Below are 21,755 nucleotides of genomic sequence, written 5' to 3' on the forward strand. Positions count from 1 at the left end.
GCTAGTACGCCAGGCAGACCACCGTCGCACAGCGAAGTGTCCTGGGCTAGCGGCCAAACTGGTGCTCTCCGTCACCGGCGGTTGACCCTGCGCGTAACTACGCCGTTTGCACTAGAACGGGCCACGCGTTCGGAGCAATCGCCCGCGGGTCCGGTCGGGTGCGAGACTGTCCGATGTGGCTCAACTGATCTTCACCGAGGACCGGGCGCATCCGGGCCTCGACGATTTCCGCGACCTGTCCACAGCGGACCGTCGCCCGGACCGTCCCGGCGGACGCGGGCTGGTGATCGCCGAAGGAACCGTCGTGGTCGGACGGCTGCTTGCTTCGCGCTATCCGGTGCGAGCGCTGCTCGGCGTGGAGAGACGGCTGCGGGAACTGGAAAACGAGCTCGCGGACGTCGACGTGCCCGCGTATGTGACGTCGGCGGAGACGATGGCCGACGTGGTCGGTTTCCATCTCAACCGCGGCGTGCTCGCGGTCGCGGACCGCCCGGAACCGCCGACGGTCTCCCAAATCGTGGACAGCGCACAGGTTTTGGCGGTTCTCGAAGGCGTCGGCGACCACGAAAACCTGGGCGCGCTGTTCCGCAACGCGGCCGCGCTCGGCGTCGGCGGGATATTGCTCGGCCCAGGGTGTTCGGATCCTCTTTACCGGCGCAGTGTGCGCGTTTCGATGGGACACGTGCTGCGCGTCCCGTTCGCGACTTTCGACAGCTGGCCCGGCGGCCTGGATGTGCTGCGGGCACGGGGTTTCACGGTGGCCGCGCTCACTCCGCGCGCGGATTCCGTGCCGCTGCGCGGATTGCGCGAAAAGGTGCCGGGCCCGATCGCGCTGCTGCTCGGCGCGGAGGGACCGGGGCTGACGGATGAGGCGATCGACGCCGCGGACGTCGCGGTCCGCGTGGAGATGGTGTCCGGCGTCGACTCGCTGAATGTCGCCACGGCCGCGGCGATCGCGTTCCACGAAGTCTCGGCGGGGGTCTCCCCACTAGAGTGACCCCCGGCACGTTTCTTGCGGGGAGGGGCACCATGGAGCTGCGGATCCGCGGCGAGCAGGCGGTGCTGGCCGGACCGGGCGGCGAGCACGCGCGGGAGGTGGACCCGCGCCGGCTCGCGATCGGCGCGGACCTGGCGCAGGCGCTGCACGAGTGGGCGCGCGTGGCGTCGGCGTTGGCGCGATCCGAGTCAGACCCGGACGTCGCAGGTTCGGTGGTGTCTCAGCGCGGCCGTCAGCTCGCCGCTCGACTGGCCGCCGTGATGGGCACCGAGGTGCGTTTCGTCGACCCGGTGACTGGCGTGGAGACGGTGGTCGAACCGCCGCCGCGACCGGATCAGCCAGCGCGGGTCGCAACGCCGGACGAGCCGACGCCTTGGTTTACCGGGCTTACGGTGTCGGCGTTCGCGGCGGTCGTGGTGATCGTGGCGATGCTCGCGCTGGCCGGCACGCTCGCGCGGGAGACCAGTACGTGGCTTGCGCTGATCGCGTCGCTGGTGGTTACCGGCGGCGTCGCGCCGTCGCTGTGGCTGGGGCGGAAGGTGCCGATCCTTCGCTGGGCGGTGTACGGCGCGGCCGGCGGCCTGGTGCTCGCGTGGATCGGCGTGCTGGCCACGGTCTTCTGACTCGCGGATACTGGCCCGATGGCTCCGCTCGACGAACTGCGCGCCCTCTGCCTCGCCCTGCCCGAAGCCACCGAACGGCTCAGCCACGGCGAGCCGACGTGGTTCGTCCGCGGCCGCAAGACGTTCGTGATGTTCGCCGACCGGCACCACGACGACAAGCTCGCGTTCTGGTGCCCCGCCCCGCCCGGCGTACAGGAGGAGCTGGTGCGCACCGAGCCGGACCGGTTCTTCCGGCCGCCCTACGTCGGAGTGCACGGATGGCTCGGCGTGCGGCTCGACGTGGACGTCGATTGGACCGAGGTGGACCAGATCGTGCGCGAGGCTTACCGGCACGTCGCGCCGAAAAAACTGGCCGCCCTGCTGGACGCGTGAAAAAGCCGGAACCGCGCTGGGCGGTTCCGGCTTTCGTCAGTCAGGTCAGCGCGGGTCAGCCGCGCTGGGTGCGGACTCCGAGCAGCACGTCCTCCCAGGACGGCACTATCGGATGGCTCTTCTTCGCCTTCGTGCGCGGCTGCTCGGCTTCGTCCCCGTCGGACTCGCCCGGGACTCGCGGGATCTCGCGGGTCTCGTCGTCGCCCTCGTCCGGACCCTCGATGGCGCGCGGCTCCTCGACGGCGTCGAGCGTCGGCTGCACCACCGAATCACGGGCCGGGGCCAGCGCACGCACGGTGCGCGGGGCGACGTACGAGTTCGGGTTCAGCAGGACTTCGGCGTTCTCGTCGAGCGCGTGCACCGTTCCGCCGTGCGCGCCGGGCGAGAACGACCAGTGCGCGCGGTTGTCGGAGCGGCCGGCTTTCCAGCGCAGCACGACGACCCACTTGCCGTCGTCGCCGCGCCAGGCGTCCCAGGCGGCCTGGTTGTAGTCGTGGCCGCGGACGCCGAAGGCGTAGGCGATGACCTCGCCGAGCGTCTGGACGTCGGGCCCGTCCTCGCGGACCGGGTGCGCCGACTGCGCGAGCTCCGCCGTGCGGGACCGTTCGAGCAGCACCGGGTAGGCGAATCGCTCCACCCGCTGCGTCGAGACGCCCGCGCTGCTCGCGACCTGCTCGACGGACTCGCCCGCGCGGATTCGCGCCTGGATCTCGCGTGGCCGCATCTGGCTCTCCAACTCGATCTCGATCTGGCCCAGCCGGGCTATGTCCCCCCTCGCCGCCGCACGCAGTCTCTCGTCGGCCGGGAGCAGGAAGCGGGTACGGCTCGCCGGGTCCTCCAGCACGAGGGACTTCCCGTCCTCGTGCAGCCCGACCACCCGCAACGCCCGCATTTCTCGCCTCCCCGGTGTTCACCTTTGTGGGTGCCCACGTTAGAACGGCGCGTCGGCTTGACGTGCGAGGCGCGCCGACGCCTCACCCATCCGAACTCAATCCGACGACACTTTCCCGGCCATTTTCGCGGCGCCGGTTATCGGGCGCCGCCGTGACACGCCGACCACGGTGTGTCACGAACGAGTGGTCGTCAACGCATACCGCCCCGCGAGCCGGGCGGCTGGCGGGGCGGTATGGGCGTTTTTCTTTCAGCCCAGTCGTTCCACGACGTATTCGATGCTCTGGGTGAGCTTCGTGACATCGTCCGGGTCGATCGCCGGGAACAGGCCGACGCGCAGCTGGTTGCGGCCCAGCTTCCGGTACGGCTCGGTGTCGACGATCCCGTTGGCGCGCAACGCCTTCGCCACCGCGGCCGCGTCGACCTCGTCGGCGAAGTCGACCGTGCCGACGACCTGCGAGCGCAGGTCCGGGTTCGCCACGAACGGCGTGGTGTACGAGGTTTTCTCGGCCCATTCGTACAGCCGGGTCGAGGATTCCTTGGTGCGCGAGGTGGTCCAGTCGAGGCCGCCCTGGCCGTTCATCCACTCGATCTGCTCGGCGAACAGGAAAAGCGTGGCGACGGAGGGGGTGTTGTAGGTCTGGTCCTTGCGCGAGTTGTCGAGCGCCGTGGTGAGCGACAGGAACTCGGGGATCCAGCGGTCGCCGCCGCCGATCTCGCCGATCCGCTCGATCGCGGCGGGCGAGGCGAGCGCGATCCACAGCCCGCCGTCGGACGCGAACGACTTCTGCGGCGCGAAGTAGTAGACGTCGAAGTCCTCAGCCTTGACCGGAAGGCCGCCGGCGCCGGACGTCGCGTCGATCGCGACCAGCGCGCCGTCGCTGCCCTCGGGACGCTGCACCGGCACCGCGACGCCGGTGGAGGTTTCGTTGTGCGCCCAGCCGACGAGGTCCGCGCCCTGGGAGTAGGCGATCTCCGGCGCGCTGCCCGGGTCGGCCTTCACCACGATCGACTCGCCGAGGAACGGGGCCTTGTTCGTGACGGTGGCGAACTTCGAGGAGAACTCGCCGTAGGTGAAGTGCTGGGCGCGCTCGCGCACGAGGCCGAACGCGGCGGCGTCCCAGAACGCGGTCGTCCCGCCGTTGCCGAGGATGACCTCGTACCCGTCCGGGAGGGAGAACAGCTCGGACAGCCCGGCGCGCACGCGGCCGACGAGCGACTTGACCGGCTTCTGCCGGTGCGAGGTGCCGAGGTAGGTGGAACCGGACCGGGCGAGGGCGGCGAGCTGCTCTTCGCGGACCTTCGAGGGTCCGCAGCCGAAGCGGCCGTCGGCCGGCTTGAGGTCTGCTGGGATCGTCAACTCAGCGTCGGTCATGTGCTTAGTCTCTCAGGTCGGGACAACGCAGGTAACGGCGGTTGGCGGGTGTCCGACATGTGGAATCGTGACGGAAACGCACGGTTGCCGGCCGCGCTGGGGATGGTTTGCGCTCTTCGCCTTGACGGCGTTGGTGCACCCGTGGGACTCGACTGCGCTGATCGGCCTCCCGGTCGGGTTCGCGGTGACGCTGCTCCTGGTTTTCGTGCCGAGCTGGCCGCGGTGGTCGTTCCCGCGGCGGCTGGCCGCGCCCGCGGTGTTCGGGCTTTCGGTCGTAGTCGCTGGGCTGTTCGCCGGTGCCTTGGTCAAGGAGCCGCCGGACCCGGACGAGGTCGGCTCGGCGATTTTCGTGGTCGTGCTCGCGGCCGCGTTCGTTCTCGGCTCGTTGTGGTGGTGGCGGCCGTGGAACCGACCGGCCCGCGTGCGTCCGAAGGGACTAATGCGCGAGGTCCGCGCCGTGCTCGACGGGGATACCACTCAGTGGGACTTCGGGCAGGAGCCTTCGAGCCTGCTGCGGGTCGTGGTTCGTCCGCGCGGCTACCTGACTCTGCTCGACTGTCCGCAGGAGCAGGCGCGTGAACTGTGGCGGATCGGACGGCTGCGGCTGGACGAGCCGGACGCGCGGGGCCGGGTCGCGGTGGAGATCGGCGGAGTAGTGACGCCGGGGCTTTTCACGACCGAACCGATGGGCCTGCCCGTTCGGAAACGCTCGCTGCGAAGGTTGCGCTGGCAAGCGGCGGCGGCCGTGCCCGCCGCGGTGCTGGCGGTGATCATCGCGGTGGGCGGGGTGGTCGCGGCGTTCTGGTTCGGCGGAGGTTCCGCGTGGCCGGTGCTGATCCCCGCGCTGGTCTGGGGCGGGGTCGCGGTGGGGTGGGCCGGACGAGTCCGCGAAACCTGGCGGTCGGGCCGGGCTCCGCTCAACCCGGTCAGGGCGGCGCTCCCGGACCGGAATGTGTGGCCAGGGACGTCGGTGACCGGCTGGCTCGTGCTCGAACCCGGCTGGCCAGCCCGGTTCGGCATCGAGTCCTGCCCGCCGGAACTCGCCGCCGAGCTGATCGAGCACCGGCGGCTGTGGGCCTTCGGCATGCCGCGGATGGGCAACGTCCTGGTCGGCTTGCCCGGACAGAACTTCTACGCGAAGGCGTGGCTGATCCCGACCGGACGGCCTGCCGACCTCGACACCGAAGCAGAGCCCGGCGTCGAGGTCGAGGCAGGTTGAACCTCAGCGCCACCCGGCCTCGTCCAGCCCGCCGGGGATCGGTGCGGCCGGGTCGTACGGCGTGCGGCTGAAGATGAACGTCGCGAGGTTCAGGTGGTTCGCCGTCCCGTTCGCGTCGCGGCCGACACCGGCGGCTGTGGGTGTACGGCATGCCGCGGATGGACGTCTACGCGAAGGCGTGGCTGTCCCCGACCGGGCGAGCGCCCGACCTTGACGCCGAAGCAGAGCCCGGCGTCGAGGTCGAGGCAGGCTGAACCTCAGCGCCACCCGGCCTCGTCCAGCCCGCCGGGGATCGGTGCGGCCGGGTCGTACGGCGTGCGGCTGAAGATGAACGTCGCGAGGTTCAGGTGGTTCGCCGTTCCGTCCGCGTCGCGGCCGACGGTGAGCGTTTCGCCCGCGTAGTAGCCGTCCAGGCCGATCCAGGTGTCCGGTCCCTCGGCGCGGAATCGCGACGCCCGTCCGCCGCCGACGGCCGGGTTCAGCGAGATCAGGCCGTCGCCCTGCACGCGCAGGAAGTACGGCGACGGGCCCCAGTGCCACAGGCCGGTCAGCGCGAGCAGTTCCGGGTCCACAGTGGACGGGACCCACTCGTCGGGCAGCGCGGGTTCGAGGTCGTCGGCGGTGGTGAGCAGGTCGAGGCACAGCTGCGTGATGTTGACCCCCGCGGTGGAGTTCGCGAGGCACAGCGCGCCGGTGCCGCTGCGCGGGTCGACCAGGGTCGCGGCGAGGAAGCCGGGCATCGAGCCGGTGTGCCCGGCCAGGTGCCTGCCCTGGTAGCGCACGACCATCAGGCCGAGGCCGAATCCGGTCGACCACACCTCGGTGTCGTCGACGGTGTTCATCGTCCGCATCTCGTCGACGGTGTCCGCGGACAGGACGTCGCCGGTGTGGCCGCCGAGGAACGACGTCCAGCGGCCGAGGTCGGTGATCGTGGACCAGAGCTGGCCTGCCGGGGCCATCGCGCCGGCGTCCGGCCACTTCTCCGGCATCAGCACGTCGGCGAACGGGTGCACGGCGAATCCCTCGGCGTGCGCGCCTTCCGGATGCGGGGTCGTGCGGTTCATGCCCAGCGGGGTCAGGATTTCGTCGCGCACGACGTCGTACCAGGGCCGCTCGCGGTGCCGGGCGACCAGTTCGCCGAGGGTGCCGTAGCCGACGTTCGAGTAGTGGAACTTGGAGCCGGGACGCAGCTTGGTCGCGCCCTTTTCCAGGCTCGCGACGAGCGCCGCCCAGTCCGCGCCGGGCGCGCGTTCCCACCACTGACCTGGCGATTCCGACGTGAGGCCGGAGGTGTGCGACAGCAGCTGCGCGATGGTGACCGAGCCGAACGCGGTGCCCGGCAGATGCCGTTCCAGCGGGTCGGTGAGGTCGAGTTTGCCCTCGTCGCGCAGCCGCATGACCGCGGTCGCGATCATCGTTTTGGTGATCGACCCCAGCCGGTACTGCGTGTCGTCGTCCGGGCGCTGGTTGCCGACGCGGCCGCGGGCTCCGGACCAGACGACGTCGCCGCCTCGCACGACAGCGGCGACGAGGGACGGGGCGCGGCTGACGGACTGCTCCTGCGCGAGCCGTCGGTACAGGGCGAGTTCGGTGGAGTCGAGCATGGCGTCATTCTGCCCGGTTGGGTCAGCCGAGCAGTTGCCGGTCCAGCGCCGTCGTCACCGCCGCCGTGCGGTCGGAAACGCCGAGTTTCGAGAACACCCGCAGCAGGTGTGTTTTGACCGTCGCCTCGCCGATGTGCAGCTCGCGGCCGATTTCGGCGTTGGTGTGGCCCTTCGCGACCAGCCGCAGCACCTCCACCTCGCGCGCGGACAGCGGCGAGGCCGGCGTCGGGTTCCGCATCCGGTGCACGAGTTTCCCCGCGACCGACGGTGCCAGCACGGTTTCGCCGCGATGCGCGGCCCGGATCGCACCGGCCAATTCGGTGCGCGACGCGTCTTTCAGCAGATAGCCCGACGCGCCTGCCTCGACCGCGCGCAGGATGTCCGCGTCAGTTTCGTAAGTGGTCAGCACGACGATCCGGCGCGCGGGCGTCTCCTTGAGGATCGCGTGGATCGCGCCGACGCCGTCGAGGCCCGGCATGCGCAGGTCCATCAGGATGACGTCGGGCTGTTTCACGCGGTCGAGCGCCACGGCTTCGTTGCCGGAACCGGCTTCGCCGACCACCGTGAGGTCGTCCTCGGCTTCGAGCATGCCGCGCAGTCCTTCGCGCACCACGGGATGGTCGTCGACGAGCATGATCGTGATCACGCGGGCACCTCCAGTTCCAGTTCGGTGCCGCCGTTCGCGCCGGTCCGCACTTCCAGGGCACCGCCCACCTGCTCGGCCCGCGAACGCATGCCGCGCAACCCGAATCCCGTTCCGTCGGCGTCCGGGGTGAAGCCGCACCCGTTGTCGGCTACCCGCAACCGTATCGCTCCGTCCACAGCGGACAGCTGCAGGCGGACGAGCGTCGCGCTCGAATGCTTGCGCACGTTCGACAGCGCTTCTTGCGCCGCGCGCAACAGGACCACCTCGACCGCAGTGGACAGTGGCGGCAGTGCTTCGTCCACTTCGCACTCAACCGGAATGCCGAGCTCCTCAGCGAGCCGATCTGCCTGACGCTGCACGGCTTCCGACAGCGAGCCAGTGGCCAAATCGGACGGTGCGAGCGCAGCAACCATCGCGCGAGCCTCGGCGAGGTTCTCTCGCGCGGTGCGGCCGGCGAGCGCGAGATGTCTGCGCACAGTGGACAGATCAGTGTCCAGTTCGGACTCGATCGCCTGGGTCAGTGTGATGATACTGGTGAACCCCTGCGCGAGCGTGTCGTGGATTTCCCGCGCCAGCCGTTCGCGTTCGGCCGCGGTGCCCGCCTCCCGCGACAGCCGGGCGACCTCGGCCTGGCTGGACTCCAGTTCGCGGATCAGCTCGGCGCGGGCGCGACTCTGCCGCAGGACGTCGCTGGTGAACTTCCCGGCCAGCACGCTGAAGACGATGAGGATCGCGGTCATCGGCAGCAGGACCGACAGCAACTGGTTGTCCCAGCCGCCGTTCACCACCGCCGAGACCGGCTCGATCAGGATCAGCAGCGTCGTCGCGGCAACCCCCGGACGCAGGTCCAGCAGCATGAACAGCAGCGGGCAGGCGAGGAACAGCACGAAGCTCGCCGAGGTGGTCGCGAGAATGGCGGTGGCGGTCAACGCGATCAGCGCCCCCGCCGCGACGCCGCGGGCGGTTCCGTTGTCCTCGCCGTGCACGACGCGGCGTCCCACAGCCAGATACCCGACGGCGATGGCGCCCAGCGCCGCTTCGGTCACGATCTTCGTCGCCGCCGAACCGTCGTTGACGAGCACCAGGAGGGCGGTCGCCACGTAGGCGACCGCGAACATCACCTCCCACGCCCAGTACGACCGTTCCCACGCGTCGGGCTGGTTCACTTCGCTTCGTTCGTCCACCGGAACGTCACCCTCGCGAGCACCAGGCCCACCACGCACCACACCGCCAGCACCAGCGCCACCTTCGGAAGCTCCCATGTCCCCGCCATCTCCTGGGTCGCGGCCTCCGGCGGAAGGAACACCGAGCGGAAGCCCTGGCAGATCCATTTCAGCGGGAAGAACGACGCGACGTCGACCATGATCCTCGGCAGGTGCGTGATCGGCGTGACGAACACCCCGGAGATGAACTGCAGCACCAAGTACACCAGCTGCACCAGCGCCACGGTTCCGGTCGCGGACCGGGCGACCGAGCTGATCGCGATGCCGAGCAGCGTCGAGGAGACGATCCCGAGCAGCAGCACCCAGAGCAGGGTCAGCCACTTCGCCGGGTCGGACGGCAGTTCGAGACGGAACATCAGCATCGCCACCGCGCCCATCAGGACGGTCTGCGCCACGCTGGTCACCGCGACCATCACCATTTTGCCGACGAAATAGGCCGCCGCGGGCATCGGCGTGCCGCGCAATCGTTTCAGCGCCCCGATTTCCCGGTCCGCGGCGATGCCGATGCCGACGCTGTTGAACGAGGTCGACACGATGCCGGCGCCGATCATCCCGGCGGCGAGCAGCTGTCCGGACGACACCCCGGTCTGCGCCGTCGGGCCGTCCAGGATGGAACCGAGCAGGATCATCAGCACCGCGGGCAGCGAGAAGGTGAACACCACCTGCTCGCGGTTGCGGAAAAACTGCCGCAGTTCGAGCGCGCCGCGGGCGAGGCCGAGGCTGAACGTGCCCGGCACGGCCATGGTCGTGGTCACGGTTTTTCCCCGATCAGGTCGAGATAGACGTCTTCCAGGCTGGGTCGCGTCACGGTGAGGCCGGCGAGTTCCCCTTGTGCGCCAGCGAGTTGCGAGACGAGTTTCGTCGGGAACTGCGTGCGTTCCTCGTGACTGCCGTGTTCGTCCTGCCACCGCACGACGGCCTCGGCGCGTTCGCGGCCGCCGAGCGTCGCCGGCGTCCCCTCCGCGACGACCGAACCGTGCGCGATCACCGCGAGCCGATCGGCCAGCGCCTCGACCTCGTCGAGATAGTGCGTGGTCAGCAGGATCGTGGTGCCCTCGTGGGCGAGCCCGTCGATGAGCGCCCAGAACTGCCGCCGCGCCTCGGGGTCGAATCCGGTGGTGGGCTCGTCGAGGAACAGCAGTTCCGGACGGCCGACGATGCCGAGCGCGACGTCCACGCGCCGGCGTTGCCCGCCGGACAACGACTTCACCCGCGCGCCCGCCTTCTCGGTGAGGCCGACCTGGTCGATCACTTCTTCCGGATCTCGCGGGTTCGGGTAGTACTTCGCGAAGTGCCGCACGGTCTCCGCGACGGTCAGTTCCGCCGCGTCGGTGGCCGTCTGCAACACGATGCCGAGCCGGGCGCGCCACGCGCGTCCCGCGGTACCCGGGTCCTCGCCGAGGACAGTGGCTTCCCCCGCCGTCCGCTGCCGGTGCCCCTCCAGGATCTCGACGGTGGTCGTTTTGCCCGCGCCGTTGGGCCCGAGCAGGGCGAACACCTCGCCGTCGTGGATGTCGAGATCGATCCCGGCCACGGCGAGGTGGCCCGGGTACTCCTTGCGCAGTCCGCGCACTCGCACTGCTGTGCTCATGGCGTCAAGAGTGCGCCGCGAAGGCCGTTGACCGGGACATCCGGGCAGTGGAATCCGGCTGTCCACCGAACGGTGGACACGCTGGTTTCCCGTGGAACCACGCGACTCGCTGTTGACAAGTTGTCTAACATGACAAGATGTCTCACAAGCAGGTGACTGCCAGCGACGGAGTCCGCCTTTCGGTCCGGGTGAGCGGCAACCCGGACGGGCCCACGGTCGTGCTCGTGCACGGATACCCGGACAACAGCTCGATGTGGGACGGCGTCGCCGAGGAGCTGCGCCGCGAGCACCGTGTGGTTGTTTACGACGTGCGCGGTGCGGGCGAATCCGGCAAACCGCGAGCGCGCCGGGCGTACCGGCTGGATCAGCTCGCCGACGACCTCGCCGCGGTGGTCGACGAGGTGCAGCCGTTCGGCAAGGTCCACCTCGTCGCGCACGACTGGGGTTCGATTCAGGCTTGGCACGCGGTCACCGGCGACCAGCTGCGCGGCCGGATCGCTTCGTACACCTCGCTTTCCGGGCCCAGCCTCGATCACGCGGGCGCGTGGTTCCGCGACCAGCTGACCCGGCCGACGCCGCGTCGTCTCGGGCACGCGTTGCGGCAGTTCCTGCACTCGTACTACATCGTCGCGTTCCAGGTGCCGTTGATCCCGGAACTGTTGTGGCGCACCGGAATCATGCGCACGATGATCCGGAAGCTGGAGCCTGCCGAAACGTCGCCGAAGACCTTGGACGGAGTGCACGGCCTGAAGCTGTACCGGGCGAACATGGGGCCGCGGCTGTCCCGGCCGCGTCCGCGTCCGGCCGAGATTCCGGTGCAGGTGCTCGCGCCGACCGGCGATTCGTATGTCACCGCGCCGCTGCAGACCGAGGTCGAACGCTGGGTGCCGGATCTGCATGTCCGGCGGGTGGTCGGGTCGCACTGGATCACGCGTACCAAGCCCGCGGTGGTCGCTTCCGCGGCTGCTGAACTGATTGCTTCGGTGGAAACTGGCGAGGAAACGCGGGCATTGCGGCGGGCTCGCGTCGGAGGCCCCAGCGGCCGCTTCGCACACCACCTCGTCGTCGTGACCGGGGCGGGCAGCGGGATTGGCCGGGAGACTGCGCTGGCGTTCGCGGCCGAGGGCGCGGACGTGGTCGTCAGCGACATCAACGGCGATTCGGCGGCAGAAACCGCGAAACTGGTGCGGGAACGCGGAGTCGACGCCGGCGAGTACACAGTGGACTCTTCGGACGGCGCGGCGGTCGCTCGGTTCGCCGAGCAGGTGCGAGACGAGTTCGGCGTGCCGGACATCGTGGTGAACAACGCCGGGATCGGCATGTCCGGCCCGTTCCTCGACACGACGATCGAGGATTGGGAGAAGGTCGTGGACGTCAACCTGTGGGGAGTGATCCACGGGTGCCGCGCGTTCGCGCCGATGATGAAGGAACGTGCTGAGGGCGGGCAGATCGTGAACCTCGCGTCGGCTGCGGCCTATCTGCCGTCAAAGATTCTCACCGCTTACGGCACCACGAAGGCGGCTGTTCTCGCTTTGAGCAATGGCCTGCGCGCGGAGCTGGCGGCTGAGGGAATCGGCGTCACGGCGGTGTGTCCGGGGTTGGTGAATACCAACATCACCAGCACTACGAAGTTCGTCGGCGTGGACGAGGTCGAGGAGAAGCGGCGGCAGAAGGAATCGTCGACGCTTTACGCCCGGCGCAATTTCGGTCCGGAACGCGTGGCACGCGACATTCTGCGCGCGGTGGAGAAGAACGTCGCGATCCAACCGTCCACTCCGGAAGCGAAGGTCGCGCTGGTCCTTTCGCGACTGACTCCGGGTTTGCTGCGTGCGGCGGCGAAACTGGACGTCACGCCGTGAGTCGTCCGCGCCGGATGACCGCGCAGGCCCGGCGGGACGACCTCATCGCGGCGGCACTGGATCTTTTCGGCTCTCGGGCTCCCGAATTGGTCACGGTAGACGACATCGTGGCGCGCGCCGAGGTGTCGCGGCCGTTGTTCTACCGGTATTTCCCGAGCCTGCGGGAACTGCAAATGCAGGCGTTGCGCACGGTCACCGACGGCCTCGTCGACCGGCTTGCGACGCTTGAAGAAGGGCCACCGGAAGAACGGCTGCGCGCGGCCGTGCGCGGTCTCGTCGATGTCGCCGCGCATTACCGCGAGGGCTATGTCGCGTTGTTGCGCAGCGGTTCAGTCATCGCCACGTCGGAAACGGACGCGGCAATCGACGAGGTCCGCAACCGAGCCGTCGAGCTGATCCTGGAAGCGCTGCCGATCCCCGAACCGTCGCCGTTGGTGTTGCTGACGCTGCGCTGCTGGACCGCGGTGGTCGAGGGCGCTTTGCTGTCGTGGCTGCAGGAAGGCACCGTCCCGCGCGAAACGCTGGACGGCTGGCTCGTCGACCAGCTCACCGCGATGCTCGCCGCCACCGACGCGCACCTGGCCAAAACGCCGTGAAGGACTCCTTGAGGGAATCAGATTCTCTCAAGGAGTCCTTCACGGACAAACGGGTCAGGCCTGGGAGATGAGGTTCCAGCCTTCGACCTCGGAAGGCGTGCGCGGGCCGGGGCCGACGTACTTCGCCGACGGACGGACCAGGCGTCCGGTCTGCTTCTGCTCCAGGATGTGCGCCGCCCAGCCGGCGGTGCGCGCGGAGGAGAACATCGCGGGCATCATGTGCGGCGGCACCTTCGCGAAGTCCAGGATCACCGCGGCCCAGAACTCGACGTTCGTTTCGATCGGGTGGTCCGGACGGCGTTCGCGCAGTTCGGTCAGCGCGGCCTGCTCCAGCGCGGCGGCGACCTCGTAGCGTTCGGCGCCCAGTTCCTTGCAGGTGCGGCGCAGCACGCGGGCCCGCGGGTCCTCCGCGCGGTACACGCGGTGGCCGAAGCCCATCAACCGCTCCTTGCGGTCGAGGATGCCCTTGACCAGCGCGCGGGCGTCACCCGAGCGCTCGACCTCCTCGATCATCGGCAGCACGCGTGCCGGGGCGCCGCCGTGCAGCGGGCCGGACATCGCGCCGATCGCGCCGGACAGCGCCGCCGCGACGTCCGCCCCGGTGGAGGCGATGACGCGCGCGGTGAAGGTGGAGGCGTTGAGGCCGTGCTCGGCGGCGGAAACCCAGTACGCGTCGACCGCCTTGACGTGCGCCGGGTCCGGCTCGCCGCGCCAGCGGATCATGAACCGCTCGGTGATCGACTTCGCCTCGTCGACCCGCGACTGCGGCACCGCGGGCTGGCCGATGCCGCGCGCGGACTGCGCGACATAGGACAGCGCCATCACCGAAGCGCGGGCGAGCTGGTCGCGCGCGTCGGCGTCGGTGATGTCGAGCAGCGGACGGTAGCCCCAGATCGGGGCGAGCATGGCGAGCGCGGCCTGGACGTCGACCCGCACGTCGCCGGTGTGCACCGGAAGCGGGAACGGCTCGGCGGGCGGGAGCCCGTGCCCGAACCGGCCGTCGACCAGGAGGCCCCAGACGTCGCCGAAGGTCACCTTCCCGGCGAGGTCCTCGATGTCGACGCCGCGGTAGCGCAGTGCACCGCCGTCCCGGTCGGGTTCGGCGATTTCGGTCCGAAACGCGACGACGCCTTCGAGTCCGGGCCGGAACCCGTCGTCGGCCTCGTTGGTTGTGCTGATCGTGGAGGTAGTCACTCTTCGCGAACCCTTTCGATGCGCATTCCCCGGCTGTGTTGTGCACGCGCGGACGGGATACACGCTGGCTCCTTGCGCGCCTCATCGCACGGTGGGACAAACCATGCTCCCTTTACCCGGCTGGGGCAACGGAAGAAGTCGTGGTTTCGGTCACGATTACGAGAACGATTCAGTCCAGGTGAGCCGGGGACGCCACTTTCTCCCGTCCAGCGAGGTGACCGCAGACTGGTACCCCGGTGGACGGGAGGTGAATCCGGGTTTGCCGAGGCGGACGGGTTGTCACGCTCGGTGAGCGAGACGGACACCAAGGGTTGCTCCGAGAGTGGCGGGCCGCCGCTGGGCAGGAATCGCGGAATCCTCGCCGGGGTGTTCCCGGCTTGTCCGAATTCTTTTCGAGTTCGGCGAACAAACGCTGTCCGCGCGACGTAAACACTGTGTTGCCGAATCAGGCGGAGCGCGCCCTCCGGTGGTAGACCTTGGCCATGCACCTGAGCCCGCAGGAACGCGACAAACTGCTGGTCCACGTCGCGGCGGACGTTGCTCGCAAACGGCTCGAACGCGGTGTCCGGCTCAATTACCCCGAGGCCGTCGCGCTCATCACCGACTACGTCATCGAGGGCGCTCGCGACGGCCGCACGGTCAGTGAATTGGCCGCGGGCGGGCGCACTGTGCTGACGCGGGCGCAAGTGCTCGACGGGGTGCCGGAAATGGTGGATTCCGTCCAGGTGGAAGCGACATTTCCGGACGGCACGAAGCTCGTCACGGTGCACGAGCCGATCGGTTGAGGAGGACTTCTTGCGGCCAGGCGAGATCATTCCCGGCGACGAGCCGGTGCCGCTGAATCCGGGCCGGGCCCGGGTCCGGCTGCGCGTGCGCAACCTCGGCGACCGGCCGGTGCAGGTCGGGTCGCACTATCACTTCGCCGCGGTCAATCCCGGTCTGGAGTTCGACCGCGAAGCGGCTCGCGGGCACCGGCTCGATGTGCCGGCCGGGACCTCCGTGCGGTTCGAGCCGGGCATCGACCGGGAGGTCGACCTCGTGCCGCTCCGCGGAAACCGGCGGGTGCCGGGGCTGCGCGCCGAATACGCCGGGGAGTTCTGATGCCGGAGATCGACCGCGCCCGTTATGCCGAGTTGTTCGGCCCGACCGCTGGCGACCGGATCCGGCTCGCCGATACCGACCTGCTGATCGAGGTGACCGAGGACCGCTCGATGGGGCCTGGCGGCAGCGGCGACGAGGTGCTTTTCGGCGGCGGCAAGGTGATCCGCGAGTCGATGGGCCAGGGGATGGCCACCCGCGCCGAAGGAGCGCCGGATCTGGTGATCACCGGCGCGGTGATTCTCGACCACTGGGGTGTCGTCAAGGCTGACGTCGGTGTTCGCGACGGCCGGATCGTCGGCATCGGAAAGGCGGGTAATCCGGACACCATGGACGGTGTCGACCCGGCGCTGGTGATCGGGCCGTCCACGGAAGTGCTGGCGGGCAACGGGAAGATCCTCACCGCCGGCGGTATCGACTGTCACGTGCATTTCGTCTGCCCGCAGCTGGTGGACACCGCGCTCGCGGCCGGACTGACCACTTTGGTCGGTGGCGGCACCGGGCCGAACGAAGGCACCAAGGCGACCACGGTGACTCCCGGCGCCTGGAACCTCGGCCGGATGCTGTCCGCGATGGACGGTCAGCCAGTGAATGTGTTGCTGCTGGGCAAGGGGAACACCGTTCGGCACGATGCTTTGCGGGAGCAGCTGGCCGCCGGGGCGGGCGGCTTCAAGCTGCACGAGGACTGGGGATCGACACCGGCCGCGATCGACGCCTGTCTCACCGTCGCTGATGAATCCGGCGTGCAGGTCGCGATCCACACCGACACTCTCAACGAAGCGGGCTTCCTGGAGTCCACTGTGGAGGCGATCGGCGGACGGTCGATCAACGCCTACCACACCGAGGGAGCGGGCGGCGGGCACGCGCCGGACATCATCGAGGTCTCCGGAATGGCGAATTTCCTTCCTTCGTCGACGAACCCGACCCGGCCGCACACCGTCAACACTCTCGACGAGCACCTGGACATGCTGATGGTGTGCCACCATCTGAACCCGTCGGTGCCCGAGGACCTCGCGTTCGCGGAAAGCCGGATCCGGCCGAGCACCATCGCCGCCGAGGACGTGCTGCACGACCTCGGCGCGATTTCGATGATGAGTTCCGACTCGCAGGCCATGGGACGGATCGGCGAGGTGATCATCCGGACCTGGCAGACCGCGCACGTGATGAAAGCCCGCCGTGGCGCGCTTCCCGGCGATGGTGCGGCGGACAATCTGCGCGCCCGTCGTTACGTCGCGAAATACACGATCAACCCGGCGATCGCGCACGGAATGGACGCGGAGATCGGCTCAGTGGAGGTCGGCAAACTCGCCGACCTCGTGCTGTGGGAACCGAAATTCTTCGGCGTGCGCCCGCACGTGGTGCTGAAAGGCGGCTTCCCGGCCTGGGCGGCGATGGGGGACGCGAACGCTTCGATCCCCACGCCGCAGCCGGTGCTCGCGCGGCCGATGTTCGGTGCCGCGCCTGCCGTGGCGGCCGCGTCCAGCCTGCATTTCGTGGCCCCGGAAGCGCTGGACTCCGGGTTGTCAGAACGATTCCGCCTCGTGCGGCCATTGGTGCCGGTGGCCAATACCCGCCGCCGGACGAAAGCGGACATGGTGCTGAACGACGCGACCCCGGCGGTGCGAGTGGACCCGGACAGCTTCGCGGTGCGCGTGGACGGCGAGCTGATCGAACCGCATCCGGTGGCCGAATTGCCCATGGCGCAGCGGTATTTCCTGTTCTGATGGACCCGGTCGCACTCATTCTCTCGGACTCCCGGTTCCCCGGTGGCGGACATGTGCATTCCGGTGGCCTCGAGGAGGTAGCGGCACGCGGCCTTGTCCGGTCCGAACGCGATTTGCCGGGATTCCTCTTCGGACGGTTGCGTACCGCAGGACTTCTCGCCGCCGTGTTCGCCGCTGCCTCGGCACATGCCGCCGCCCGAGCTGTCGAAAGTGTCCATTGGCGACGGCTCGATCAGGAACTCGACGCCCGTACGCCCTCGCTCGCGCAACGGGAAGCGTCGCGAGCGCAAGGCCGGGGCACGGCGCGAGCCGGACGTGCCGCGTGGCCGTCACCAGTGCTGTCGCAACTGCTTGCCGAAACCCCGCGCCCGCATCACCCGATCATCAGCGGTGCGCTCGTCGGGATCGGCGGCGGCAGTCCGTTCGACGCGGCCATGGCGGTGGCCTACCTCGCCGTGAGCGGTCCGGCGAGCGCGGCCGTACGGCTGCTCGGGCTGGATCCGTTCGCCGTGAACGCAGTGGTCGCGCGGCTGGCTGGACCGTTGCGCGAAGTAAGCGGGCAGGCCGCCGAGACCGCCGGTGCCGAACCGGCCGATTTGCCAGCGCCAGCGTCGCCGGCGCTGGATTTGTTCGCCGAGGAACACGCTCGGCATCACCAGGAAGAGGTGCGTCTCTTTGCCAGCTGAACACGGTCACGGGCACTTCCACGCCGTCAACTTCGACCCCACCGCCGCCGAACCGGACCACTACGACGCGGCGCCGACCGCCGGGCGGGCGTACCGGATCGGCATCGGCGGCCCGGTCGGCAGCGGCAAGACCGCGCTCACCGCGGCGTTGTGCCGGGCGCTGGGCGGCGAATACAAGCTGGCCGTGGTCACCAACGACATCTATACGACCGAGGACGCGGACTTCCTGCGCCGAGCAGGCGTTCTCGACCCGGAACGGATCGAAGCGGTGCAGACCGGAGCCTGCCCGCACACCGCGATCCGCGACGACATCACCGCGAACCTCGACGCGGTGGAACGGCTGGAGGAAAAGTTCCCCGGCCTGGAGTTGGTGATCGTGGAAAGCGGCGGCGACAACCTGACCGCGGTGTTCAGCCGCGGACTGGCCGACAGCCAGATCTTCGTGGTCGACGTCGCGGGCGGCGACAAGGTGCCGCGCAAGGGCGGCCCCGGCGTCACGACAGCCGACCTGCTGGTGATCAACAAAACCGACCTCGCCCCTCTGGTCGGCGCCGACCTGACCGTGATGACCTCGGACGCCCACCACATGCGCGGCGAGCTGCCGGTGTTCACCCAGTCCCTAGTGGACACTCCGGACGCTCCCGCGGTCGCGGACTGGGTGCGTTCGCTGGTGCCGGTCCGGCAGGGGTGAAGGCGCACGCGCGCCTGGTCGCCGTCCTCGACGACGGACGGACGGTGCTGCGAGAACTGAAGTCGATGGCACCGCTGACGCTCGTCCCGCGTCGGCAGCGCGGCCCTGGTGCGGTGGTGCATCTGGTCAACTCGGCGACCGCGCCCCTCGGCGGCGATGAGCTACGGCTCGAGATCCGGGTCGGGCGCGGTGCGGAGCTGACGCTTTCCGGCGTCGCGGCGACCCTCGCGTTGCCCGGTCTGCGCGAGGTGCCGAGTTTGTCCACTGTGGAGATCGTGGTCGAGGACGGCGGTTCGTTCGAGTACCTGCCGGAGCCGACCGTCGTCACCGCCCGCGCCGACCACGTCGCCATGCTGCGCGCCGACCTGGCTGCCGACGCCCGGTTCCGCACCCGGGAGGTGCTCGTCCTCGGCCGCGAGGGCGAGCGTCCGGGCCGGTTGTCCTCGACAGTGCACGTGACCTGCGGCAACATTCCGGCACTTCGGCAGACGCAGACCGTCGGCGATGCTCTTTTGGACGCGAGCCTCGCCGTGCTGGCCGGACATCGGGTGCTGGTGACGGAGGTCGAGTTCGGCGGACCGCCGCGGCGAGCGGAGTCCGGACCCTGGTGGTCGCGGACCCCGCTCGCCGCGGGCGGCACGCTGACGACCGCGGTCGGCCCGGACGTGGTGACCGCGTCGAGACTCGGTCTATCCGGCGGTGCGGAAAGTCGGCTCGGGCAGTGAGACCGGGCCGGCCTCGCGGCACATGTCGTGGCAGCTGCTGTCCAGCGTGCAGCACAGCGAACAGATCGCGCCGCCTTGATTGGCGCAGTCGGCGATGTCCGGCAGTTCGTAGGCGTCGCCGCAGACCGAGCAGTTGTGCGTGGCGGTGGGGTCCTGGTCGATCTCCGGGCCGGAAACGAGGTTGGGCCGCACCAGGTAGTACCGGCCGCGGGTGGCCGCCGCGAGCACCGGCACCAGCGCGACGGCGATCACCAGCGCCAGCAGCGGACTGAAGGCCGCCAGGTATTCGCCGAACGCGCCGAAGTACGCCGCGATCGACACCGCGGAAGCGAGCACCATGGCACCGAAGCCGACCGGGTTGACCTTGTGCAGGTAAGCCCGTTTGAACTCGATGTAGCGCGGCGAGAGGCCGAGCGGTTTCGCGATCACGAGGTCCGCGCACACCGCGCCGATCCAGGCGATCGCGACGTTCGAATAGAAGCCGAGGATCTTGTTCAGGAAACCGAACGCGCCGAACTCCATCAGCGCGAGCGCGATCCCGCAGTTGACCAGCACGTACCAGGCACGGCCCGGGTGGCGGTGCACTACGCGGGAGAAGAAGTTCGCGAACGACAGCGAGCCGGAGTACGCGTTCGTCGTGTTGATCTTGATCTGCGAAACCACCACGAACAACGCGGCGAAGGTGAGCGCGGCCGGTCCGAGCGCGGGCCGCACCGCCTCGAGATAGGGCGCGATCGGCTCCAGCGCCGCGGTCTTGCCGACCGCTCCGAGCGCGAGGAAGGCCAGCAGGGCGCCGCCGATCTGCTTGGCCGCGCCGAGCACCACCCAGCCCGGCCCGGCGGCGAGCACCGCGGCCCACCAGGAACGCTTGTTCTCCGCCGTCTTCGCCGGCATGAAGCGCAAGTAGTCGGCCTGCTCGCCGATCTGCCCGATCAGCGAGAGCGCGATGCCCATCCCGAAACCGAAGCCGACCGCGGAGAATCCGGAACCCGCGCCCTCGATGCCGCCGAACGTCGCGAAATCGGCGAATCGTCCGGGTTCCCGCACGAGCACGACGACGAACGGCAGCACCAGCCCGGCGATCCAGATCGGCTGCGTCCAGGTCTGCATCTTCGCGACCGCGCCCATCCCGTAGAGCGCGAACGGCAGCACGATCAGCGTCGCCAGCAGGTAGCCGATCGGCAGCGGAATGCCGAGCGCCAGCTGGAACGCCTGGCCCATGATCGAGCCTTCGAGGGAGAAGAAGATCACGGTGAAACTGGCATAGACGAGCGAGGTGAGGGTGGACCCGAAGTAGCCGAACCCGGCGCCGCGGGTGAGCAGGTCCATGTCCACGCCGTAGGTCGCGCAGGCGCGCGCGATCGGCACCCCGGTCACGAAGATCACCGCCGCGGCGGCCAGGATGGCGAGAACTCCTGAGGTGAAGCCGTAGGACAGCACGATGCTGGCGCCGATGGCGAAGTCGGCGAGGTAGGCGATCCCGCCCAGCGCGGTCGTCGCGACGACGAACGGCGACCAGCGCCGGAACGATTGCGCGGCGAAGCGCAGCGAGTAGTCCTCGCGGTTTTCGTCGGCGGCGAGTGCGGCGTAGGTGCGTTGCGGTTTTTGCGTATCGTCGCGTTCGGACAGAGTTTCGGTCATGTGACCTGCCTCCGTAACTGGGGACGGGTGCCGGAGCAGGTCGAAAGGTAGGGGCGGGCTGTATCGATCAGGGGCCTGCCCGTGAACGGCGCGTTACAACTCGGCGTCCTGCGGTTAAGGCCCGATGGCCGGCCAGGCGTGGCAGGAGTCACCGTTCGGTGGGTTTCGCCGGGACCGGCGACCCAATACCGTCGCTGGATAGCCGTGATTCGACACCCTCACCAGGGGTAACGGAGGTTGGGCCGGATGACACCGGAGATCGACGAGGCGGTCGTGCGGCTGCCTGGCATGCGGGTGGCTTACGACAGCGCGCCGTTTGACGAGACGGCGCTCGCGGCCACGTGGCATGACCAGCTGGAAAGCTGGCTGAGCCAAGCGGTTTCCGAAGCGCTCGCGGAGCCCAACGCGATGGTGCTCGCGACCGCCGACGCCGAGGGCAGGCCCTCTTCGCGCACGGTGCTGTGCAAGGGCTTCGACGACCGCGGAGTGGTTTTCTACACGAACTACACCTCGTCGAAGAGCCACGACCTCACGGCCACGCGCTACGCGTCGGCCACCTTCCCCTGGTACCCGCTGCACCGCCAGGTGACGGTCCGCGGCGAGGTCGAGAAGGTCAGCGCGGACGAGACGGCCGCCTACTGGGCCCAGCGTCCGCGCGGTTCGCAGCTCGGGGCGTGGGCGTCGCCGCAGTCGCGAGTGGTCGAGGGACGGCGCGCGCTGGACAACGCCCTGCGCAACATCGAACGCCGCTTCGCCGACGTCGAGCACATCCCCGCCCCGCCGCACTGGGGAGGCTGGCGCATCCGCCCGGACTTCGTCGAGTTCTGGCAGGGCCGCGAGGACCGGCTGCACGACCGCCTCCGCTTCCACCGCACCCACGACGGCTGGCACGTGGAGCGGTTGGCTCCCTGATCTTTTGCTGTGGACGCCGTCCCTGGGCTTGGGCCTGGGGGCGGCGTTTCGTTTCACCGGGCGGGTCCACCACGCGAACGTCCGTGAG

At 69.4% G+C, this 21,755-nt stretch carries 22 protein-coding genes; 13 read left to right on the plus strand and 9 right to left on the minus strand.

The window, feature by feature from the left end:
* The first annotated feature begins 175 nt into the window (after positions 1-175).
* From ACZ7OI_RS07115 to ACZ7OI_RS07125, 3 genes are read left to right on the plus strand one after another with little or no spacing between them, the layout of a single operon-like run.
* Positions 176-997: a TrmH family RNA methyltransferase gene (locus ACZ7OI_RS07115; protein ID WP_470263215.1), complete on the plus strand. Its 822-nt coding sequence runs from the start codon at positions 176-178 to the stop codon at positions 995-997.
* A gap of 32 nt (positions 998-1,029) precedes the next feature.
* Positions 1,030-1,620: a DUF2537 domain-containing protein gene (locus ACZ7OI_RS07120; RefSeq protein ID WP_470263216.1), complete on the plus strand. Its 591-nt coding sequence runs from the start codon at positions 1,030-1,032 to the stop codon at positions 1,618-1,620.
* 18 nt (positions 1,621-1,638) lie between these two features.
* Positions 1,639-1,992, plus strand: coding sequence for an MmcQ/YjbR family DNA-binding protein (locus ACZ7OI_RS07125; protein WP_470263217.1), 354 nt, complete (start codon positions 1,639-1,641; stop codon positions 1,990-1,992).
* Between the two features lie 55 nt (positions 1,993-2,047).
* Here ACZ7OI_RS07125 and sepH read toward each other — a convergent pair whose 3' ends face one another.
* Together sepH and serC are read right to left on the minus strand one after the other, a co-directional pair.
* Entirely contained in the window at positions 2,048-2,884 is an 837-nt protein-coding gene (sepH, locus tag ACZ7OI_RS07130) for a septation protein SepH (protein ID WP_470263218.1), read from the minus strand.
* 249 nt (positions 2,885-3,133) lie between these two features.
* Positions 3,134-4,258, minus strand: a complete 1,125-nt coding sequence (gene serC, locus ACZ7OI_RS07135) for a phosphoserine transaminase (protein ID WP_470263219.1) — start codon at positions 4,256-4,258, stop codon at positions 3,134-3,136.
* Positions 4,259-4,379: 121 nt separating this feature from the next.
* On the opposite strand from serC, the gene ACZ7OI_RS07140 reads away from it, so the two are divergent.
* Positions 4,380-5,477, plus strand: a complete 1,098-nt coding sequence (locus ACZ7OI_RS07140) for a hypothetical protein (protein WP_470263220.1) — start codon at positions 4,380-4,382, stop codon at positions 5,475-5,477.
* A 257-nt stretch (positions 5,478-5,734) separates the two neighbouring features.
* Here ACZ7OI_RS07140 and ACZ7OI_RS07145 read toward each other — a convergent pair whose 3' ends face one another.
* From ACZ7OI_RS07145 to ACZ7OI_RS07165, 5 genes are read right to left on the minus strand one after another with little or no spacing between them, the layout of a single operon-like run.
* Positions 5,735-7,081, minus strand: coding sequence for a serine hydrolase domain-containing protein (locus ACZ7OI_RS07145; RefSeq protein WP_470263221.1), 1,347 nt, complete (start codon positions 7,079-7,081; stop codon positions 5,735-5,737).
* Between the two features lie 22 nt (positions 7,082-7,103).
* Positions 7,104-7,727: a response regulator gene (locus ACZ7OI_RS07150; protein WP_470263222.1), complete on the minus strand. Its 624-nt coding sequence runs from the start codon at positions 7,725-7,727 to the stop codon at positions 7,104-7,106.
* The gene (locus tag ACZ7OI_RS07155) at positions 7,724-8,845 is read right to left on the minus strand and encodes a sensor histidine kinase (RefSeq protein ID WP_470263459.1); all 1,122 of its coding nucleotides are present in this window, start codon (positions 8,843-8,845) and stop codon (positions 7,724-7,726) included. Before ACZ7OI_RS07155 ends, ACZ7OI_RS07150 begins: the two co-directional genes overlap by 4 nt.
* A 44-nt stretch (positions 8,846-8,889) precedes the next feature.
* A complete protein-coding gene (locus tag ACZ7OI_RS07160; protein WP_470263223.1) occupies positions 8,890-9,705 on the minus strand; it encodes an ABC transporter permease in 816 nt (271 codons plus the stop codon).
* The gene (locus tag ACZ7OI_RS07165) at positions 9,702-10,541 is read right to left on the minus strand and encodes an ABC transporter ATP-binding protein (protein WP_470263224.1); all 840 of its coding nucleotides are present in this window, start codon (positions 10,539-10,541) and stop codon (positions 9,702-9,704) included. The genes ACZ7OI_RS07160 and ACZ7OI_RS07165 overlap by 4 nt, the downstream gene beginning before the upstream one ends.
* Before the next feature lie 152 nt (positions 10,542-10,693).
* Here ACZ7OI_RS07165 and ACZ7OI_RS07170 point away from each other — a divergent pair, with 152 nt between their 5' ends.
* Positions 10,694-12,400: an SDR family oxidoreductase gene (locus tag ACZ7OI_RS07170; protein ID WP_470263460.1), complete on the plus strand. Its 1,707-nt coding sequence runs from the start codon at positions 10,694-10,696 to the stop codon at positions 12,398-12,400.
* 14 nt (positions 12,401-12,414) lie between these two features.
* Positions 12,415-12,996, plus strand: coding sequence for a TetR/AcrR family transcriptional regulator (locus tag ACZ7OI_RS07175; RefSeq protein WP_470263461.1), 582 nt, complete (start codon positions 12,415-12,417; stop codon positions 12,994-12,996).
* Between the two features lie 54 nt (positions 12,997-13,050).
* Here the strand turns inward: ACZ7OI_RS07175 and ACZ7OI_RS07180 are convergent, their stop codons facing one another.
* The gene (locus ACZ7OI_RS07180; protein WP_470263225.1) at positions 13,051-14,190 is read right to left on the minus strand and encodes a citrate synthase 2; all 1,140 of its coding nucleotides are present in this window, start codon (positions 14,188-14,190) and stop codon (positions 13,051-13,053) included.
* Positions 14,191-14,672: 482 nt separating this feature from the next.
* On the opposite strand from ACZ7OI_RS07180, the gene ACZ7OI_RS07185 reads away from it, so the two are divergent.
* From ACZ7OI_RS07185 to ACZ7OI_RS07210, 6 genes are read left to right on the plus strand one after another with little or no spacing between them, the layout of a single operon-like run.
* Positions 14,673-14,975, plus strand: a complete 303-nt coding sequence (locus ACZ7OI_RS07185) for an urease subunit gamma (protein WP_344288362.1) — start codon at positions 14,673-14,675, stop codon at positions 14,973-14,975.
* Between the two features lie 10 nt (positions 14,976-14,985).
* Positions 14,986-15,291: an urease subunit beta gene (locus ACZ7OI_RS07190; protein WP_470263226.1), complete on the plus strand. Its 306-nt coding sequence runs from the start codon at positions 14,986-14,988 to the stop codon at positions 15,289-15,291.
* On the plus strand, positions 15,291-17,012 hold the full coding sequence (locus ACZ7OI_RS07195) for an urease subunit alpha (RefSeq protein ID WP_470263227.1): 1,722 nt from the start codon (positions 15,291-15,293) through the stop codon (positions 17,010-17,012). The genes ACZ7OI_RS07190 and ACZ7OI_RS07195 overlap by 1 nt, the downstream gene beginning before the upstream one ends.
* A complete protein-coding gene (locus tag ACZ7OI_RS07200) occupies positions 17,012-17,698 on the plus strand; it encodes an urease accessory protein UreF (RefSeq protein ID WP_470263228.1) in 687 nt (228 codons plus the stop codon). Before ACZ7OI_RS07195 ends, ACZ7OI_RS07200 begins: the two co-directional genes overlap by 1 nt.
* Positions 17,688-18,389, plus strand: coding sequence for an urease accessory protein UreG (ureG, locus tag ACZ7OI_RS07205; RefSeq protein ID WP_470263229.1), 702 nt, complete (start codon positions 17,688-17,690; stop codon positions 18,387-18,389). Before ACZ7OI_RS07200 ends, ureG begins: the two co-directional genes overlap by 11 nt.
* Positions 18,386-19,114, plus strand: coding sequence for an urease accessory protein UreD (locus tag ACZ7OI_RS07210; RefSeq protein ID WP_470263230.1), 729 nt, complete (start codon positions 18,386-18,388; stop codon positions 19,112-19,114). The genes ureG and ACZ7OI_RS07210 overlap by 4 nt, the downstream gene beginning before the upstream one ends.
* On the opposite strand, the gene ACZ7OI_RS07215 is transcribed toward ACZ7OI_RS07210, so the two are convergent.
* Entirely contained in the window at positions 19,079-20,755 is a 1,677-nt protein-coding gene (locus ACZ7OI_RS07215; protein WP_470263231.1) for a purine-cytosine permease family protein, read from the minus strand. The two genes, ACZ7OI_RS07210 and ACZ7OI_RS07215, sit on opposite strands and share 36 nt — an antisense overlap.
* A 246-nt stretch (positions 20,756-21,001) precedes the next feature.
* Here ACZ7OI_RS07215 and pdxH point away from each other — a divergent pair, with 246 nt between their 5' ends.
* Entirely contained in the window at positions 21,002-21,667 is a 666-nt protein-coding gene (gene pdxH / locus ACZ7OI_RS07220) for a pyridoxamine 5'-phosphate oxidase (RefSeq protein WP_470263232.1), read from the plus strand.
* Positions 21,668-21,755 lie beyond the last annotated feature (88 nt).

Source organism: Amycolatopsis sp. NPDC114503 (assembly GCF_055633655.1).

Excerpts from the sequence above, each read along its gene's own strand:
- ACZ7OI_RS07155 (WP_470263459.1), bottom strand. The coding sequence starts at position 8,845 with ATGTTCGCGGTCGCCTACGTGGCGACCGCCCTCCTGGTGCTCGTCAAC.
- ACZ7OI_RS07200 (WP_470263228.1), top strand. The coding sequence starts at position 17,012 with ATGGACCCGGTCGCACTCATTCTCTCGGACTCCCGGTTCCCCGGTGGC.
- ACZ7OI_RS07165 (WP_470263224.1), bottom strand. The coding sequence starts at position 10,541 with ATGAGCACAGCAGTGCGAGTGCGCGGACTGCGCAAGGAGTACCCGGGC.
- serC (WP_470263219.1), bottom strand. The coding sequence starts at position 4,258 with ATGACCGACGCTGAGTTGACGATCCCAGCAGACCTCAAGCCGGCCGAC.
- pdxH (WP_470263232.1), top strand. The coding sequence starts at position 21,002 with ATGACACCGGAGATCGACGAGGCGGTCGTGCGGCTGCCTGGCATGCGG.
- ACZ7OI_RS07120 (WP_470263216.1), top strand. The coding sequence starts at position 1,030 with ATGGAGCTGCGGATCCGCGGCGAGCAGGCGGTGCTGGCCGGACCGGGC.
- ACZ7OI_RS07125 (WP_470263217.1), top strand. The coding sequence starts at position 1,639 with ATGGCTCCGCTCGACGAACTGCGCGCCCTCTGCCTCGCCCTGCCCGAA.
- ACZ7OI_RS07185 (WP_344288362.1), top strand. The coding sequence starts at position 14,673 with ATGCACCTGAGCCCGCAGGAACGCGACAAACTGCTGGTCCACGTCGCG.
- ACZ7OI_RS07215 (WP_470263231.1), bottom strand. The coding sequence starts at position 20,755 with ATGACCGAAACTCTGTCCGAACGCGACGATACGCAAAAACCGCAACGC.
- ACZ7OI_RS07175 (WP_470263461.1), top strand. The coding sequence starts at position 12,415 with ATGACCGCGCAGGCCCGGCGGGACGACCTCATCGCGGCGGCACTGGAT.
- sepH (WP_470263218.1), bottom strand. The coding sequence starts at position 2,884 with ATGCGGGCGTTGCGGGTGGTCGGGCTGCACGAGGACGGGAAGTCCCTC.
- ACZ7OI_RS07145 (WP_470263221.1), bottom strand. The coding sequence starts at position 7,081 with ATGCTCGACTCCACCGAACTCGCCCTGTACCGACGGCTCGCGCAGGAG.
- ACZ7OI_RS07195 (WP_470263227.1), top strand. The coding sequence starts at position 15,291 with ATGCCGGAGATCGACCGCGCCCGTTATGCCGAGTTGTTCGGCCCGACC.